The 14812-nt window shown below is 61.2% G+C and carries 13 protein-coding genes; 8 read left to right on the forward strand and 5 right to left on the reverse strand.

Annotation, left to right across the window (positions count from 1 at the left end; translation table 11 throughout):
* Positions 1-47: 47 nt before the first annotated feature.
* Together C6Y32_RS08055 and C6Y32_RS08060 are read right to left on the reverse strand one after the other, a co-directional pair.
* Entirely contained in the window at positions 48-1004 is a 957-nt protein-coding gene (locus tag C6Y32_RS08055; protein WP_105204796.1) for a PfkB family carbohydrate kinase, read from the reverse strand.
* A gap of 13 nt (positions 1005-1017) precedes the next feature.
* Positions 1018-1986, reverse strand: a complete 969-nt coding sequence (locus tag C6Y32_RS08060; RefSeq protein ID WP_105204797.1) for a LacI family DNA-binding transcriptional regulator — start codon at positions 1984-1986, stop codon at positions 1018-1020.
* A 259-nt stretch (positions 1987-2245) separates the two neighbouring features.
* On the opposite strand from C6Y32_RS08060, the gene C6Y32_RS08065 reads away from it, so the two are divergent.
* The 5 genes from C6Y32_RS08065 (at position 2246) to C6Y32_RS15860 (ending at position 8678) form a co-directional block, all read left to right on the forward strand.
* Complete coding sequence (locus C6Y32_RS08065; RefSeq protein WP_105204798.1) at positions 2246-3439, forward strand: MFS transporter; 1194 nt, start codon at positions 2246-2248, stop codon at positions 3437-3439.
* Between the two features lie 1515 nt (positions 3440-4954).
* Positions 4955-6148, forward strand: a complete 1194-nt coding sequence (locus tag C6Y32_RS08075; protein WP_105204800.1) for an MFS transporter — start codon at positions 4955-4957, stop codon at positions 6146-6148.
* A 138-nt stretch (positions 6149-6286) separates the two neighbouring features.
* A complete protein-coding gene (locus C6Y32_RS08080) occupies positions 6287-6649 on the forward strand; it encodes a DUF2500 domain-containing protein (RefSeq protein ID WP_129589417.1) in 363 nt (120 codons plus the stop codon).
* Positions 6650-7673: 1024 nt separating this feature from the next.
* Positions 7674-8282 carry a hypothetical protein gene (locus tag C6Y32_RS08090; RefSeq protein ID WP_105204803.1) on the forward strand — a complete coding sequence of 203 codons (609 nt, stop codon included), beginning with the start codon at positions 7674-7676 and terminating at the stop codon, positions 8280-8282.
* Positions 8283-8306: 24 nt separating this feature from the next.
* Positions 8307-8678 carry a class I SAM-dependent methyltransferase gene (locus C6Y32_RS15860; RefSeq protein WP_164998188.1) on the forward strand — a complete coding sequence of 124 codons (372 nt, stop codon included), beginning with the start codon at positions 8307-8309 and terminating at the stop codon, positions 8676-8678.
* Between the two features lie 794 nt (positions 8679-9472).
* On the opposite strand, the gene C6Y32_RS08105 is transcribed toward C6Y32_RS15860, so the two are convergent.
* A complete protein-coding gene (locus tag C6Y32_RS08105) occupies positions 9473-9979 on the reverse strand; it encodes a hypothetical protein (RefSeq protein WP_105204806.1) in 507 nt (168 codons plus the stop codon).
* A gap of 98 nt (positions 9980-10077) precedes the next feature.
* Positions 10078-11994 (reverse strand): ABC-F family ATP-binding cassette domain-containing protein, encoded by a 1917-nt coding sequence (locus C6Y32_RS08110; protein ID WP_105204807.1) that lies wholly within the window; start codon positions 11992-11994, stop codon positions 10078-10080.
* A gap of 210 nt (positions 11995-12204) precedes the next feature.
* On the opposite strand from C6Y32_RS08110, the gene C6Y32_RS08115 reads away from it, so the two are divergent.
* Together C6Y32_RS08115 and C6Y32_RS08120 are read left to right on the forward strand one after the other, a co-directional pair.
* A complete protein-coding gene (locus C6Y32_RS08115) occupies positions 12205-12831 on the forward strand; it encodes a lactate utilization protein (RefSeq protein ID WP_105204808.1) in 627 nt (208 codons plus the stop codon).
* Positions 12832-13034: 203 nt separating this feature from the next.
* Positions 13035-13604: an HDIG domain-containing metalloprotein gene (locus C6Y32_RS08120; RefSeq protein ID WP_105204809.1), complete on the forward strand. Its 570-nt coding sequence runs from the start codon at positions 13035-13037 to the stop codon at positions 13602-13604.
* 198 nt (positions 13605-13802) lie between these two features.
* On the opposite strand, the gene trxA is transcribed toward C6Y32_RS08120, so the two are convergent.
* Complete coding sequence (gene trxA, locus C6Y32_RS08125) at positions 13803-14123, reverse strand: thioredoxin (protein WP_105204810.1); 321 nt, start codon at positions 14121-14123, stop codon at positions 13803-13805.
* Positions 14124-14311: 188 nt separating this feature from the next.
* On the opposite strand from trxA, the gene C6Y32_RS08130 reads away from it, so the two are divergent.
* Complete coding sequence (locus tag C6Y32_RS08130; protein WP_105204811.1) at positions 14312-14806, forward strand: YaiI/YqxD family protein; 495 nt, start codon at positions 14312-14314, stop codon at positions 14804-14806.
* The last annotated feature ends 6 nt before the right edge of the window (positions 14807-14812 follow it).

Consider the following 14812-nt stretch of genomic DNA (forward strand, 5'->3'; position numbering starts at 1 on the left):
GCGCTCCTCTTTTCGCGCGCCGCCGCGCTGCCGCACCGCCGGTGCAGTCAGCCGCGGCTCTTAAAGAGCGGGTTTTTCTTCAGGTAGTTCTGCAGCTGCCGCTGGGTGGGCAGCCGGGCCGATATCCCCCGCGCCGCGCGGGAGAACATGGCTGCCGCCCGGGCGTACACCACCGCCGGGTACAGCGCCTGTCTCTGCGAGAGCGCCATGCACAGCGCGGCGATAAAAATGTCCTTATCGCCGTTTTTGTCCACCGCCTCGCTGATGTCACACTCGCCCAGGGTGATGAACTCGTTGGCGGTGGCGATGAGCGCGCCCCCCTCACACTTGAGCACCACTGCCCGGGCCCCCTGCTCCAGCAGCCGCGACAGCGCCAGCCGGGCATGTCCCATGGTGGGGGTGCCGCACCCGGTCAGGTGGGCGATGTCCCACTCGTCCGGCAGCACCACATCCACCTGGGCCAGCAGCTCGGCCGGCAGGCTCTCAATGGGGGATGGGTCCAGTATCACCGTGCCGCCGGGAGCCTGCCGCCGGGCGGTCTGCACCGCTGCCAGCACCGTCTCGGGCGGCATCTGGTTCACCACCACCGTCATGGCCCGGCCGGCAAACAGGCCGCTGTTTTGCCGCACATAGTCGGGGCCAAACTGGGCGTTGGCGCCGGGGGAGCTGATGATGTGGGGGGCGGCGTCGCCGGGGGTGCGGCACAACAGCACCAGCCCGGTGGGGCTGCCCGGCACCGGGCTCAGTCCGGCGGTGTCCACCCCCTGCGCAGTCAGGTCAGACAGAATGCGGCGTCCAAAGTCGTCGTCCCCCACCCGGCCCAAAATGGCCGCCCGGCCGCCCAGGCCAATAGCCGCGACCGCCTGGCGGCTGGCGCGGCCGTCGGTGGTGTAAACGGCCTCGGTGGCCCGCTGCGCCTCCCAGCGGCCGGGTATCTTCTCGATCTCCAGCGATATGCCCATATCGATGTTGCCCACAAACAGTATCTGGTCGTTTTCCGCCATGGCTCTCTCCCCTCTAGCGCAGGCTGGTGCTCTGGCGCACGGTCAGCTGGTGGTGCACCACCTGGCTCGCCGCCGTTTTGCCGTCGAGCATGTCCAGCAGCATATCCGCCGCCCGCGCGCCGATGCGGTACAGCGGTTTCGACACCGCCGTCAGCTGCGGCCAGGTGGCCACCGCCAGCATGCTGTCCTCCAGGCTGATGACCGAGCAGTCCTGCGGCACCTGCACGCCGTTTTGTAAAAAGGCGTGTTGCAGGCCCAGCGCCTGCTCGTCGCACACCGTCACCAGCCCCTGTGGCAGCGGCCCGTCCGCCGCCAGCGCCAGCCCCAACTGGTAACCGGCCTGGTAGGTGGGCTCGCCGCTGTACACCCGGTGGGGCACCTCGCCGCCGGCTGCCCGGTCGCAGCCCTCTATATAGCTGTGGTCAAACCACGGGGCCGTCACCAGCGCGATATCGCGGCAGCCCACGTCGATCAGGTGGCGGCAGGCGCGGTAACTGGCCTCCTCTCGGTCGGCGTATACCGAGGGGATGCCCGCCCGCGGCCGGCACTCGGCCAGCACCGCTTTTATACCGGTCTCTTCGGTCAGCTGCTGCAGCTGCTGGTCCAAAAACAGCAGCGCCAGCACCGCCCCGTCCGCCCCGCAGGAGCGCAGCGCCGGCAGCACCCGCTCGCGGTAGTCGCTCTCGTTTTGGGCGGTGAACAGCATCACCGTGCCGCCGCGGGCGGCCACCGTGTCACACACGCCGCCGCAGAGCAGCGCCCACACCGGCGACATGATGTCCTGTACCGCCAGCGCCACCACCCCGGTGCGCTTGCCCGACAGCGCCCGGGCGCTCAGGTTGGGGTGGTAGCCCAGCTGATCGGCCGCCGCCCTCACCCGCTGCGCCGTGGCCGCCGATATGCTGGGCGATCCCGCCAGCGCCCGCGACACGGTAGAGATGTTCACCCCCGCCAGCTGAGCCACATCCTTGAGTGTTGCCATAACGATCCCTCCCTGCACCGCATCAGGCGGCGCTCCACACAAATTGTTTGTGCAAGCCTTTGCACTCCTGCTCTTATCATACCTGCTCCCCGCTCGCCTGTCAAGCTGTCTCCGCCAAACAGCGCCATATACAGGGATATTTTCCTACATATCAGCAATATTTGCATTGACAAAATGCCGTGTATTCGTGTATCATCAGTTTGTTTACAGTCAAAAAAACTATTGCAATCGTTTGCATTTCTGAAAGGCGGTCATTTTTTTGCAACAGCGTAAAAAGCGCAGTGCCGTATGCATCTATCTCATGGTGTTCATGATGGGGTACGCGCTGTCCACCAACCTCTTCGGCACTGCTCAGCCCAAGATCATCCAGAGCTATCACCTCACACTGGAGCAGGCCTCCTACTTCTCGGTGCTGCAGAGCATCGGCATGCTGGTCTCCAGTGCCATCGTGGGCCTGGTGGTAGACCGGCTCGACAAGAGCCGGGTAGTGGGTTTCATGTGCCTCATCATGGGCCTCACCCTGCTGGCCATCGGCCTCATGCCGCCGTTTTTGGTGCTGCTGGCGCTGTTTTTGCTGTTGGGGGTCACCTCCAGCGTGCTCGACAGCTCCTGCGCCTCCTACATGTCCGATCTGTACGGCGACGACCGCAGCAAATACATCAGCATCCTGCACGCCTTTTTCGGGGTGGGGGCCATGCTGGGCCCGCTGTACGTGGGCTTTTTAAACGACCGCGGCCTGGGCTGGAACTGGTCTTACAGTCTGCTCTCGCTGGTGATCATGGCGGCGGCCATCGCCTACCTGTTCACCTTAAAGGTAGTGGGCCGCCCGCAGCCGGCAGTGCAGAACACCGCCGCCGACGGCACCCGCCAAAAGGCGCCGGTCGGCGAGATGCTGCGCTCTTTCGACCTGCGCATCCTCTGTGCGGTCAACTTCCTGCTGGCCGGGTTCCAGATGTACACCATCTGGCTGCCCACCTATCTCAATCAGGCCAACAGCCAAAAGTATCCCCTGAGCTTTTGCGCCCTGCTTTTAAGTCTGTACTCCGGCGGCATGATCGTCAGCCGGCTGGCCAACAGCTACATCTCCAAATACGTCCACGCCCGCGACTACATCACCTTCGTCAGCGTGGCGGCAGGGCTGGTGCTCATCGCCGGGCTCACGCTGCACAACAAGCTGCTGTGGATGGCGGTCTCGCTGCTGCTGGGCCTGCTCACTGGCGCCACCCACACCGCCATGTTCGTGTTGGCCTGCAGCTACTTCCCCCAGTTCCCCGCCACCGCCACCGCCTTTACCGGTCTGTGCTCGGCAGTGGGCAGTATCTGCTTTCACGCGCTCACCGGGGCGGTGGCCCAGCGCTTCAGCTTTACCGGGGCCATGTTCATCCCCGTCTGCGCCCTGCTGGGCACTTTTCTGCTGCTGGCCATCACCCATCGCCGCCGGCCCAACCGCTAGGCGTCTCCCACTTTTTACCACTCGTCCCATCCGCCCCGGCCACCTGTGCGCCGGGGCCTTTTTATGCCCTGCGGTCCCCCAAATCCTTTTAAACAGGCGTTCACTCACTGCCCGGCCATCACCAAAAACCCCTTCACCTTCACCATCTCACCGCACCTATAGCGGCCCGCCCCTGCTCGCCGCGCCCAAACCCACGATCCGGCGCTATATAGAACACAGCCCGCCGCCGCGATACACCGCTCCCCCCACCGGCTCTCTGTCTGCCCTCCGTCCACCTCTCTTCCGCATACCCCCACCTCCCGCCATCGATCCATCTACCCAAAATACCCGCTGCCAAAGCACAGCACCCTGCTGCCCCCGTAAAAGCAGACCAAGGTCCTCCCGCACAAGCCACATGCTCCGGCGGGGCACGCCCCTTTCTCTCCCCGCCGCATTCGCGCTTTGCGTCCAAGCCACCGCGCCCCTGTCCCCGCCGATCCCAACAAGCACCGATCTCCCCCAGACAGTGCCGGCTAACATGAGCCAACATCCGTCGGCACGTGTCAGCGCCGTCGGTCTTTTCGCCCGGCCCCGACCGCTTCCCTCCCGGCCCGCCCTATTTTTGCGCAGAGCAGCAGCGGTCTTTCCGGCTTTGCCCCTCATATATGTCGCTGCTACATGCTGCTGTACCCCGCTGCACACTGCCGCGCACTGCTGCACACCGCCACACGCGGCCCGCTGCTCCCCGCTCTCATCGCCCCGTCAAGCCATCCCCGGCCCCCGCCAACTCTCGGGGCCCCGCCCTCTCTGGTGTCCCCCTGTGTCCCCACCCGGCGCAGAGGTAAAACCACCGCTTTTCCCCTATAAGCCGGTCTCGTACCCCGTGCCGCCGGTCTCCGCCAGTCTCCGCACCGAAATCCACCGCTGCCGTCCGCTCGCTCCCGGGCAGCCGCTCAGCGCCCCGCTGCTCTCCCACCCGCTCTATCTTAATCGATCCGCCGCAACAGCCGCAGCAACTGCAGCAGCCATAACAGCAGCCGTCCCAGCGCCACCCGCCATCCAACGCCCGCCACCTACCAGGTCGGCCCTTCTATCCCCGTATCGGCCGTCTCCCCCGCCGCCTCCCGGCTGTTACCCCCCCCCAAAGTCGCCCAAAGCCTCCAAATCCGCCCAAAAGTCGCCCAAAAACCTCCCCAAAACCGCCCCGGCCCGAGAGATACCCCCACCCACCAGGGCCCGCTCCGTCTCTCAAGCTAAAATTCCCCCGTTGACGCCGCCCACCTCAGCGCCGTCTCCCTGCGGCGGCACGCCCTACCGGCTATGCAAACTTTTGCACAGTCCCGTTTGCCCCTTGGCCCCCTCTTTTTCCCGCCTGGGCGCCCTGTTTCTGTGCAGATCGCTGCAATATCGGCGCGAGATAGCGCAAAACACACCATTGACAGCGGTGATAGCGCGGGTGTATCATATTTTCAATTGAGGAAAATTTGAGGAAAAAAAGATAATGCAAACGTTTGCAATCGAAAGGTGGAACTGTTTTTGAAGAATACCAAAAAGCGCAGTGTAGTGTGCATCTACCTCATGGTGTTCATGATGGCTTTCGCGCTCTCTATCAACCTGTTCGGCACCGCCCAGCCCCGGATCATCCAGGGCTACCGCCTGTCGCTGGAACAGGCGTCCATGTTCTCGGTGCTGCAGTCTATCGGCATGCTGGTCTCCAACGCCATTATCGGCCTGGTGGTCGACCGCCTCGACAAGAGCCGGGTGGCCGGTATCATGTGCCTGGTGATGGGGCTCATCCTGCTGGCCATCGGCTCCATGCCCCCATTTTGGGTGCTGCTGGCCCTGTTTGCGCTGCTGGGCATCGTCTCCAACATCGTCGACAACGCCTGCGCCTCCTACATGTCCGACCTGTACGGCGACCAGCGCAGCAAATACATCAGCATCCTGCACGCCTTTTACGGGGTGGGGGCCATGCTGGGCCCCCTGTACGTGGGCTTTCTCACCGACCACGGCCACCAGTGGAGCCTGGCGTACACGCTGCTGTCGCTGCTGGTGATGGGCGGGGCTATCGCCTATCTGTGCACGCTCAAGATCATGGGCAAGCCGGTGGCGCTGGTGCAGAACACCGCCGCCGACGGCACCCGCCAAAAAGCGCCGCTCAAGGCCATGCTGGCCTCGGCCGATCTGCGCATCCTGTGCATCGTCAGCTTTCTGTACGCCGGCTTTCAAATGTACACCGTGTGGCTGCCCACCTATTTAAATCAGCTCGATGGGCAAAAGTACCCCCTGAGCTTTTGCGCGGTGCTATTGAGCCTGTTTTCGGGCGGCGTGATCGTCAGCCGGCTCATCAACGGCATCATCTCCAAGTTCATCTCCTCCCGCGACTATATCACGCTGGTGAGCATCCTGAGCGGGGCGGCGCTGATCATCGGCCTGCTGGGCCAGCACAAGATCCTGTGGATGGCGGTCTCGTTCTCTCTGGGCCTGCTCACCGGCGCCATCTACACCGCCAAATTCGTCCTGGCCTGCGAGTATTTTCCCCAGTTCCCCGCCACCGCCACCGCCTTCACCGGCCTGTGCACGGCGGTGGGCAGCATCTGCTTTCACGCGCTCACCGGGGCGGTGGCCCAGCGCTTCAGCTTTACCGGGGCCATGTTCATCCCCGTCTGCTCGCTGCTGGCCACCTTCCTGCTGCTCATCCTCACCCGCAAAAAAGGCAAAAATACCTAAAACTGCTTGCCGCCATGGGCCGGGCCGCCTCATACTGTCCGGTATAGGTCCCAGCGCCTTTTCTGCGCAGGTCCGGTGCCGCCGGGCCTGCGCTTTTTTGCCGGCGGTCAGCTGCTCACGGCCAAGGAGGAGATCGTTTTGCCGTATGCGCAATTTGCACTCTATTCGTTTATCGCCATGTTTCTATTGGTGCTTGCTGTCATACTGACAGTGATTATCGGCCAGCGGTACAAAAACAGCCGCGCCCCCAGGCTCTCCGTCCGGGCCGAGGTGATAAAAAAGCGCGCCCAGGTCACGCGGCACCTGCACTGGGGCCCCTCTCTGCCCCACTCTCAAAAGCGCGTCACCTACTATGTCACCTTTGCCATCGACGGCGGCCAGCAGCTCGAGCTCTGGGTGCGCCGACGGGTGTACCATCAGCTAAAACAAAATTGTCGCGGTACGCTCACCTTTCAGGGCACGCAATATCTGGATTTTCAAAAGGCCCCCAGGTCCAGGTAGTCCCGCCGACACGACCTCCCCGCCGAAACCAGACCAGCCCAAACCAGCCCAAACCAGCCCCAACTAGCGCAAACCAGTTCAAAATGCCCTCAAAATGCCCCACCGCCATACGCGGCCCGTCCCTCTGCTCCCCCATCCTCCCTCTTTTGCAATCCCGCAACCCCGTCGGCCGCAAAGCGCCTCCTCCGCACAGATATCAGATATCCATTTGCGTCTGTGTCACCGCCGTGTCAGCTGCTGTGTCACCCATTACCGCCGCCCAAAAGCAGCTGCTATACGAACCAGATGGAGCAAGCAGACCGCTGGTAGCTGGTGACCAATGGCAATTGGCCAGCGGCATTTTGGCGGTGCCAAAGCGGCCCAGACCCACGGTGCGGCCCGCCTCCACCAAACGCCGGTCTCCGGCTGCCGTCACCGCAAAGAGCTGTCGCTAAAAAAGGATCACCCATAGGCAGGTATACCACCGCGCTCCTATTGGCTCCCTGCCTGCTGCTGTCCTGTTGCCGACCTGCTGCTGTCCGGCTGTGACCGCCAGCAGCACATCAGCACAGCGCCGTCACCGGTCTGGTCCGGCAACAGCTCACCGCCCTGCTGGCCGACCGACCCGATCACCCATCGCCCCGTCATCGAGACCGCCCCACGGGTGGGGCGCCCCCAAACGGCGCGGTCACCGTTCCCTGTACCAGCGGCGGCTGCCAGGCGCAGTACGGCTTTCTGTACCGGCAAAACGGCAGCAGCTACCGCACGATCGGTCAGGGCTCCGGCATCGGCGCCACCTCCCCACCCGCCGCCGGTAAGCACCCCACACAATAAGGCGCAAAAAAGCCGTGTTCCCCTACCCGTCTGCGGTTCACAACCCGCTCAAGTCCGGGCGCCATCTTAAAGGAGGATTTTTCATGTCGAGCAATGAAAAAGCAGTCACCGCACACTACAGAGATACCGGTGAAGAACATCGGGCCACCGAGTCCAGATACGCAGAGCTCGAATTTTATTATATTAGAATTTAAACACTATGGGGGTAATTATGGAGTACATAAAAGATTTAATAATCGCAATAGGTGGTGGAACTACCGCTCTAATAGCTTTGCTTACAATATTTAAGGCACTATTTATGAAATTTTTTGAAAGAGTTATAGATACTGCTTTTGAAAAAAATATTGAAAAGTACAAAAATGTGCTTACACGCTCTACGACTGCTTTTGAAATTCTATTGGATAAAGAACTTGACTTTTACACTAACAGTGACCCATTATTTGCAGAAGTAATCGTTTTAGTACAAGATTTGGTTTACTATTCAAGTTCTGATGATAAGATGGACTATGAATTTCAGCGTAAAAATTATAAACAATGCTTCTTGAGGTATTGTGAATTAATCAAAGAAATAAAAGAAAAAACGCTGGTACACCAAGTTTACCTACCTAGAACGATATTTATGGAGTGTTCAAATATCGTATCACAAATGCAAGAAGGGCTGCAACATTGGAAGTTGGTTGCTGATGTAGTTTTTAACCTATCTACTGAAAAAATAGATACTATAAAATCAAATGAATTAAGTGATAATATTTTACGACAAATTGCATTAGCAGAAACTCTGATTAAAGCTAGGCTAACTACCTTATCAAATATCAACTGATTTAAAACAATAAAGAATACATCATTGCTTAGAAAAGCAGTAAATCATATACGATTTACTGCTTTTTTCAGGTATAAAAAACATATCTCTCACTATATCGGTCCCCTCTCCTCCGTGATCGAGCTGGGGTGTGGCACCGGTTATTATGCCATGTACTTTTCTGCGCAGTGCAAAACCTACGTCGGCGTGGACCTGACGCCAGAAAACATCGAGCTCCTCAATCAAAAGGCGGCAGCCCGAGGGCTTAATAATGTGACTGGCGTCGTCGGAGACGCCACAACACTAAACGGCATCCCCAGCGCTTCATTTGATGTCGTCCTAGTGTCTCGGGCCCCTCTATCACCTGCCGCCAAACGAGAGAGAGCTGGTCTTTGCCGAATGTCACCGCATCTGTAAAAGCAGTGGGATCGCAGTATTTGCCTACATCAGCAAAGTCGGGGCATATGCCGGGGCCTGTATACACGATGATCTGCGGGCGAACTACCCCAACGCCAGCGCCAACCGACAGGTGCTGCAGAAAGGCACCGACGATCTGCATCCGGGTCTGTTTTTCTACACCATGCCAGAAGAAATAGAGCTTGTCGCCGCCGCACACGGCTTTGCCAAGATCAAAGATCTGGGAACGGACTTTTTTATCACCAAAAGCGTCGTGGATGCCATGAGCGACGAGAAGTTTGCGCTGCTAAGACCGCTGCTGGACCAAATGGCTTTCCACGAGTCCTGTACCGGTATGAGCAATCACGCGGTACTGGTATGCCAAAAGTCACCGCCGTCCCAGCAGCAGGTATCGTGCCTCTCGGCGCATATTCCGGCCGGTCTCACACCGCCCAGTCGGCTCTGCTCTCCCCCGCCTCCAAACACCGGCGGAGCTATCTGCATGTCGCCGATAGCCCCGCCGGTGTTTTCCGTCATCTCCCTGGCGGCGGTGCCGCCCGGGCACCGCGTCTTTTTACAGTGTTCCGCTGCAGGCAGGATAGTGCCTACCCAACGGGGCCCGGCACGCCCGGTCGGCCGGCCCATCGCGGTCTGTCGCCGGGCAGCTCCTTTTTATTGCGGCAATCTCTATCTCCCCCGCCTACCGTTTTTCACCCGGCTCCCAGGCGCCGCGCCGTCTCCCTAACAGCAAAAAGGGCCGCCCTCTGTGGGCGGCCCTCTCTTATAAGATCGTCGTCAAATACCCCCACCCGGCCTCAGCTCTCCAGCACGCAGCTCATCCAGCAGCCGGTCTGATCAGGGGTAAACAGCACCTTCGAAAAGGCGCGGCTCTTCACCAGCTCATCGGCGATGGCCCGCCCCTGTACCACGTCTGCACCGGGCAAAAAAAAGCGCAGCGCCCCATCTTTGCACTGGATATCGCGGATGTCGCAGTCGGGCGGCACCGCCTTGAGGATATCCAAAAAGCCGATGGTCAGGTACTGGGGCGAGGCCCGCACCTGCAGCGTGGCCTCACCCACGGCGTCGGTGTAGTCAAAAAACAGGCCCACGATATCCTTGCGGTCCGACAGGATCTTCAGGTAGGGCCGCGGGTCCACCTCGCTCTCTAAAAACACCCGCACCGTCTTTACAGTGTTGCCCAGGGTAGAGCGCTCAATGGCGGTGGCCACCGAGCGGGTGGAGCAGAGCACGCACACCAGCGACAGCGCGCAAAAGCACAGTCCCACCAGGTAGAGGCCCACGCCCCGCTGCCAGTTTTTCAACGCCCACCACCTCCCCTATGTCTCTGTGGCCCCGGCACCGCCGGTGTTACCAGTATACCCTGCGCCGCACCTGATTATGGGCGTTTTTTGCGATAGAACTACTCGGCCAGCTCGGCCCACTGCTCCATGTGCTGTTCCAGCAGCTGTTTTTGCTGTTCCAGCTGGGTGGTCAGCTCGGCCAGCTGCTGGTAGTCTGTCTGCACCTCAGGCTGCTGCAGCTGCTCTTCCAGCGCGGCGATCTGCCGCTCGCACGCCTCGATATCCCGCTCGGCCGCCGCCAGCTTGGCACGGCGCTGGGCGGCGTCGCGGCGGGCCTGCTTCGAGGAGCGGTAGCTGGCCGCACCCCGGCCCTCGTCGGCGCCGCCGTCCTCTTTGGGGCGCGCCTTTTGCAGCGTCTGAGCGCCGCCGGCCAGCATCTTGTCGCGGTAGGCGGCAAATCCGCCCTGGGTGACCTTGGCGCCGTCGGCGCGCGACAGCTCCACGATATAGTCGGCGATATCGCCCAGCAGGTAGCGGTCGTGGCTGACCATCAAAATGGTCCCCTCATACTCTTTTAATGCCTGCTGCAGCGCCTCTTTGGTGTACACGTCCAGGTGGTTGGTGGGCTCGTCCAGCACCAAAAAATTGGGGCGCTGAAAGCTGAGGTTGGCAAATTTCAGCTTGGCCAGCTCGCCGCCCGACAGCTCCGACACCTGCTTGTAGATCTCCTCCCCCACAAAGCCGTAGCGGGCCAGGTGCGAGCGCAGCGCCAATTCGGTCATCTGGGGATACTTGTTGTGCAGCGCCGCCAGCACCGTCTCCTGGGGGTAAAAAGGGTTCTGCTCCTGCTCAAAATACCCCAGCTTCACAAAGCCCCCCAGCGCGATCTTGCCGCGCTTACAGGGCAGCAGGCCCAGCACCTCCTTTAAAAAGGTGGATTTTCCGGCCCCGTTCTCCCCCACGATGCACACCTTTTCGCCCCGTTTTACTGTCAGGTCCACCCCGGTGATGAGCATCTTGCCCTCCACCTCTACGTCTACGCCGGTGGCGGTGAGCACCTTCTCGTACGGGGGGCGGTCAAACGGGAACGAAAAGTGTATCTCCTGCCGCTCCTCCACCGGCCGCTCCACCCGCTCGATCTTATCCAGCGCCTTGCGCCGCGACTTGGCCATCTTCGAGGTGGAGGCCCGCACCAGATTGCGGTCGATATAGTCCTGGTACTTCTCGATGACCTTTTGCTGCTTTTCATAGGCCCGCTGCTGGGTCAGGGTCTCGGCCTCTTTTTGCTGCTTGTACTGGGTGTAGTTGCCCCGGTAGTGGCGCACCCGGTGGCGGCTCACCTCCAGCATCTCGGTGACCACCGCGTCTAAAAAATAGCGGTCGTGGCTCACCACCACGATGCAGCCGCGGTAGCTCTGCAGGTAGTTTTCCAGCCAAAAAAGTGTCTTTAAGTCCAGGTGGTTGGTCGGCTCGTCGAGCAGCAGCACGTCGGGGGCGCCCAACAGCAGCTTGGCCAGCGCCAGCCGAGTCTTCTCCCCGCCCGAGAGCTTGGCGATCTCCTTGTCAAAATCCGCCTCAAAAAAGCCCATGCCAAAAAGCACCGTGCGGATGCGGTAGTCGATATCGTAGCCGCCGCCGGCCTCAAAGGCGGCGGTGCGCTGGGCGTACCGGGCGGCCAGTTCTGCGTACTGGGCGCCGTCGGGGTCGGTATCGGCCATCTGCCGCTCCAGCTGCTCCAGCTCCCGCCCGGTCTGCAGCAGCTCCGCAAACACCGTCTGCATCTCGGCGTAAACGGTGTTTGCGGCCTGCAGGCCGCTATTTTGCTTTAAAAAGCCCAGGGAGGCCCCCCGGGTGATAAAAATGTCGCCGCTGTCGGGCACCAGCTCGCCGGTGAGCAGCTTCAAAAGGGTCGATTTGCCCGCTCCGTTTTGGCCCACGATGCCCACGCGGGAGGTCTCAGACAGGGTAAAATCCACCTCTTGCAGCACCGGGAACTGGCCAAAAGAGAGGCTGACCCCATTACACTTTATTTCCATCTTTCCATGCTCCGTGATCTGGTAGTGGTGCCGCCGGGCGGCACACCGCTATTATACACTACAACCACCCGCCTTTCAAATAGGCCTTTGCAAGCGGCGGCCGGCGGCGTATAATAGTCTTTATAGGGGGCGGTGCCGCAGCGCCGCCCAAGGCGCGGCCGGTCGGCGATACCCACGCCGGCTGCCGACGGCGTGAAAAGGAGAGAGAACATGGCTGACTATGCAGTACAGCGCTGTATCGAGGCACTCAGGCAGCACAATATGGATGCGCGGCTGCTCCCCGACCGGCAGGCACTTTTTAGCCTGCTGCAAGATGAGCTGCTGAAGCCCGGCATGACCGTGAGCATGGGCGGCACCCAGACCGCCCGCGAGCTGGGGGTCGACGACCTGCTGCGCAGAGGCCCCTACACCTTTTTAGACAGAGAGGCCCCCGGCACCACCCCCGAGCAGGTACAGCGCATCTACCGCGATGTCTTTAGCTGCGACTGCTTCATCACCGGCACCAACGCTATCACCGTCGACGGCGAGCTCTACAATATCGACGGTAACGGCAACCGGGTGGCGGCCATGATCTTTGGCCCCCGTCAGGTGGTGGTGATCGCCGGCACCAACAAGATCGTGGACGACATGGCCGCCGCCGAGCGGCGCCTGCGCACCGTGGCGGCGCCCAAAAACGCCCAGCGGTTGGGTCTGCACACCCCCTGCGCCGTCACCGGGCACTGCGTGGGCGGCTGCCACAACGCCCAGCGCATCTGCTCGAGCTACGTAAAGCTGGCCTGGCAAAAAGCGCCCGGCCGCATCAAGGTACTGCTGCTGCCCGAGGAGCTGGGCTTTTAAAAGTCCGCCCAAGCCCCACATCCCCCGGCCCATCCGTCCCCGCACAGCCGCCACCTCGCCGGGCATTCCCAGCTGCGCGTGCAGCCGGTGCCGCCCGGCATACCGCATACCATATTTTATATACGGTTACAAAAAAGCACGCGCTCCCGCCGCAGTGCAGCGGGGTGCGCGCCGCCCAAAAATAAAAGGAGTGAACTGCCCAGATGATACCCAACCGAGAAGAGGCTCTGGCCCTGCTCAAGACCTACACCCACACCGAGGAGCTCATAAACCACGCCCTGAGCGTCGAGGGCGTCATGCGCCACTTTGCCCGGCTGTACGGCCAAGACGAGGAGCTGTGGGGCGCCGTGGGTCTGCTGCACGACCTGGACTACGAGCAGTGGCCCGACGAGCACTGCCAAAAATGTGTGGAGCTGATGCACGGCGCCGGCATCGACGAGTCGTTTATCCGCGCGGTGGTGTCGCACGGGTACGGGCTGGTCAGCGACACCGCGCCCGAGAGCGATCTCGAAAAGGTGCTCTACACCATCGACGAGCTGACCGGCCTCATCACCGCCTGCGCGCTGGTGCGGCCCAGCCACAGCGTGATGGACCTGGAACTCAAGAGCCTGAAGAAAAAATTCAAGTCCAAGGCCTTTGCCGCCGGCTGCGACCGGCAGGTGATCCTGCGCGGCTGCGAGATGCTGGGCAAAGAGCCCGACTGGGTGATGGCCGAGGCCATCGCCGGCATGCGCGAGATCGCCGATACCATCGGGCTGGGGATGGCACAGTAGCGGCCACCGCGCCGCACTGTCTGCCTTTTGCACCTAAAACAGGGCTCAAAACAGCTGTTTTTACAGTTTGTTCACATTTAAGCACACCCCTGCCGGCCCAGTAGAGCCCGGCAGTACCCCGCTGTCTCCCGGCCGCGGGCGCAAAAAAAGCGACAGCGGGCCCGGTGGCCCATACTGCCGCTTTGATCGGGGGCTATTTTAGCTGTTCTGGATGAGGGCCAGCACCCGCTCTTTGGGCATAAAGCCCAGCGACTGGTTGACCGGCTTGCCGTTTTTGAACACGATCAGGGTGGGCACGCTCATCACACCGTACTGGGCGGCGAGATCGCTCTCCTGGTCGATGTCGACCTGGTACACTTCGGCGCTGCCGGCCGTCTCGGCCTCCACCTGCTCAATGACCGGGTGCAGCATCTTGCAGGGGCCGCACCAGGTGGCGAAAAAGTCGACCAGTACCGGCTTGTCGCCGCCGGCCAACACCTTCTGTTCAAATGCCGCTCTATCTAATACTTGTACGCTCATAACAGATACCTCCTTGGGGTTCTTCCTTTTTACACCATTTTAGTATAGTTTTCCTGGGTTGTCAAGGTTATTTTGGGAGCATTTGGGACATTGTATGCAGCGGGGCACCCACAACATGTGTTTTGCCGCCCCACCGGGTCGGCGGTACGCCCGGGAGACCCTGCCCGTTTTAGAGAGGAGCGCGCCACATGCAGGTACATATAGACGCCGACGCCTGTCCGGTGTGGCGGCTGGCGGTGGATATCTGCCACCAAAAACAGGTGGCGGCCACCCTGTACTGCGACACCGCTCACCAGCTGTACAGCAGCTGGGCGCAGGTGCTTACCGCCGAGCGGGGCGCCGACGCAGTCGACTTTTTGCTGGTGGGCAAAATGCGGCCCGGCGACGTGGTGGTCACCCAGGATTACGGCCTGGCCGCTATGGTCCTGGGCGGCGGCGGACTGGTGCTCGATCAAAACGGCCGGCGCTTTACCGGCCAAAATATCGACGGTCTGCTGCAGGGGCGGCACCTGGGGCGGGTGGCCCGGCGCCACGGCAAGTACCCCAAGGGGCAAAAAAAGCGCGCCGCTCAGCAAGACCGTGCCTTTGCCGATGCCTTTTGCCAGCTGCTGGATGAACAGCTGGCCGCCGCCGGCGAGGATCAAAGTGGCTACATGCGCGGCAGCGGCCGCGCACATTTATAAGGAGGA

It is taken from the genome of Neobittarella massiliensis (ex Bilen et al. 2018), from assembly GCF_900289145.1.
Taxonomy (GTDB): Bacteria; Bacillota; Clostridia; order Oscillospirales; family Ruminococcaceae; genus Neobittarella; species Neobittarella massiliensis.

What these genes read in the sequence shown, in the direction of transcription:
- C6Y32_RS08055 (WP_105204796.1), bottom strand. Translation starts at nt 1,004, where the DNA reads ATGGCGGAAAACGACCAGATACTGTTTGTGGGCAACATCGATATGGGC.
- C6Y32_RS08060 (WP_105204797.1), bottom strand. Translation starts at nt 1,986, where the DNA reads ATGGCAACACTCAAGGATGTGGCTCAGCTGGCGGGGGTGAACATCTCT.
- C6Y32_RS08090 (WP_105204803.1), top strand. Translation starts at nt 7,674, where the DNA reads ATGGAGTACATAAAAGATTTAATAATCGCAATAGGTGGTGGAACTACC.
- C6Y32_RS08110 (WP_105204807.1), bottom strand. Translation starts at nt 11,994, where the DNA reads ATGGAAATAAAGTGTAATGGGGTCAGCCTCTCTTTTGGCCAGTTCCCG.
- C6Y32_RS08115 (WP_105204808.1), top strand. Translation starts at nt 12,205, where the DNA reads ATGGCTGACTATGCAGTACAGCGCTGTATCGAGGCACTCAGGCAGCAC.
- C6Y32_RS08120 (WP_105204809.1), top strand. Translation starts at nt 13,035, where the DNA reads ATGATACCCAACCGAGAAGAGGCTCTGGCCCTGCTCAAGACCTACACC.
- trxA (WP_105204810.1), bottom strand. Translation starts at nt 14,123, where the DNA reads ATGAGCGTACAAGTATTAGATAGAGCGGCATTTGAACAGAAGGTGTTG.
- C6Y32_RS08130 (WP_105204811.1), top strand. Translation starts at nt 14,312, where the DNA reads ATGCAGGTACATATAGACGCCGACGCCTGTCCGGTGTGGCGGCTGGCG.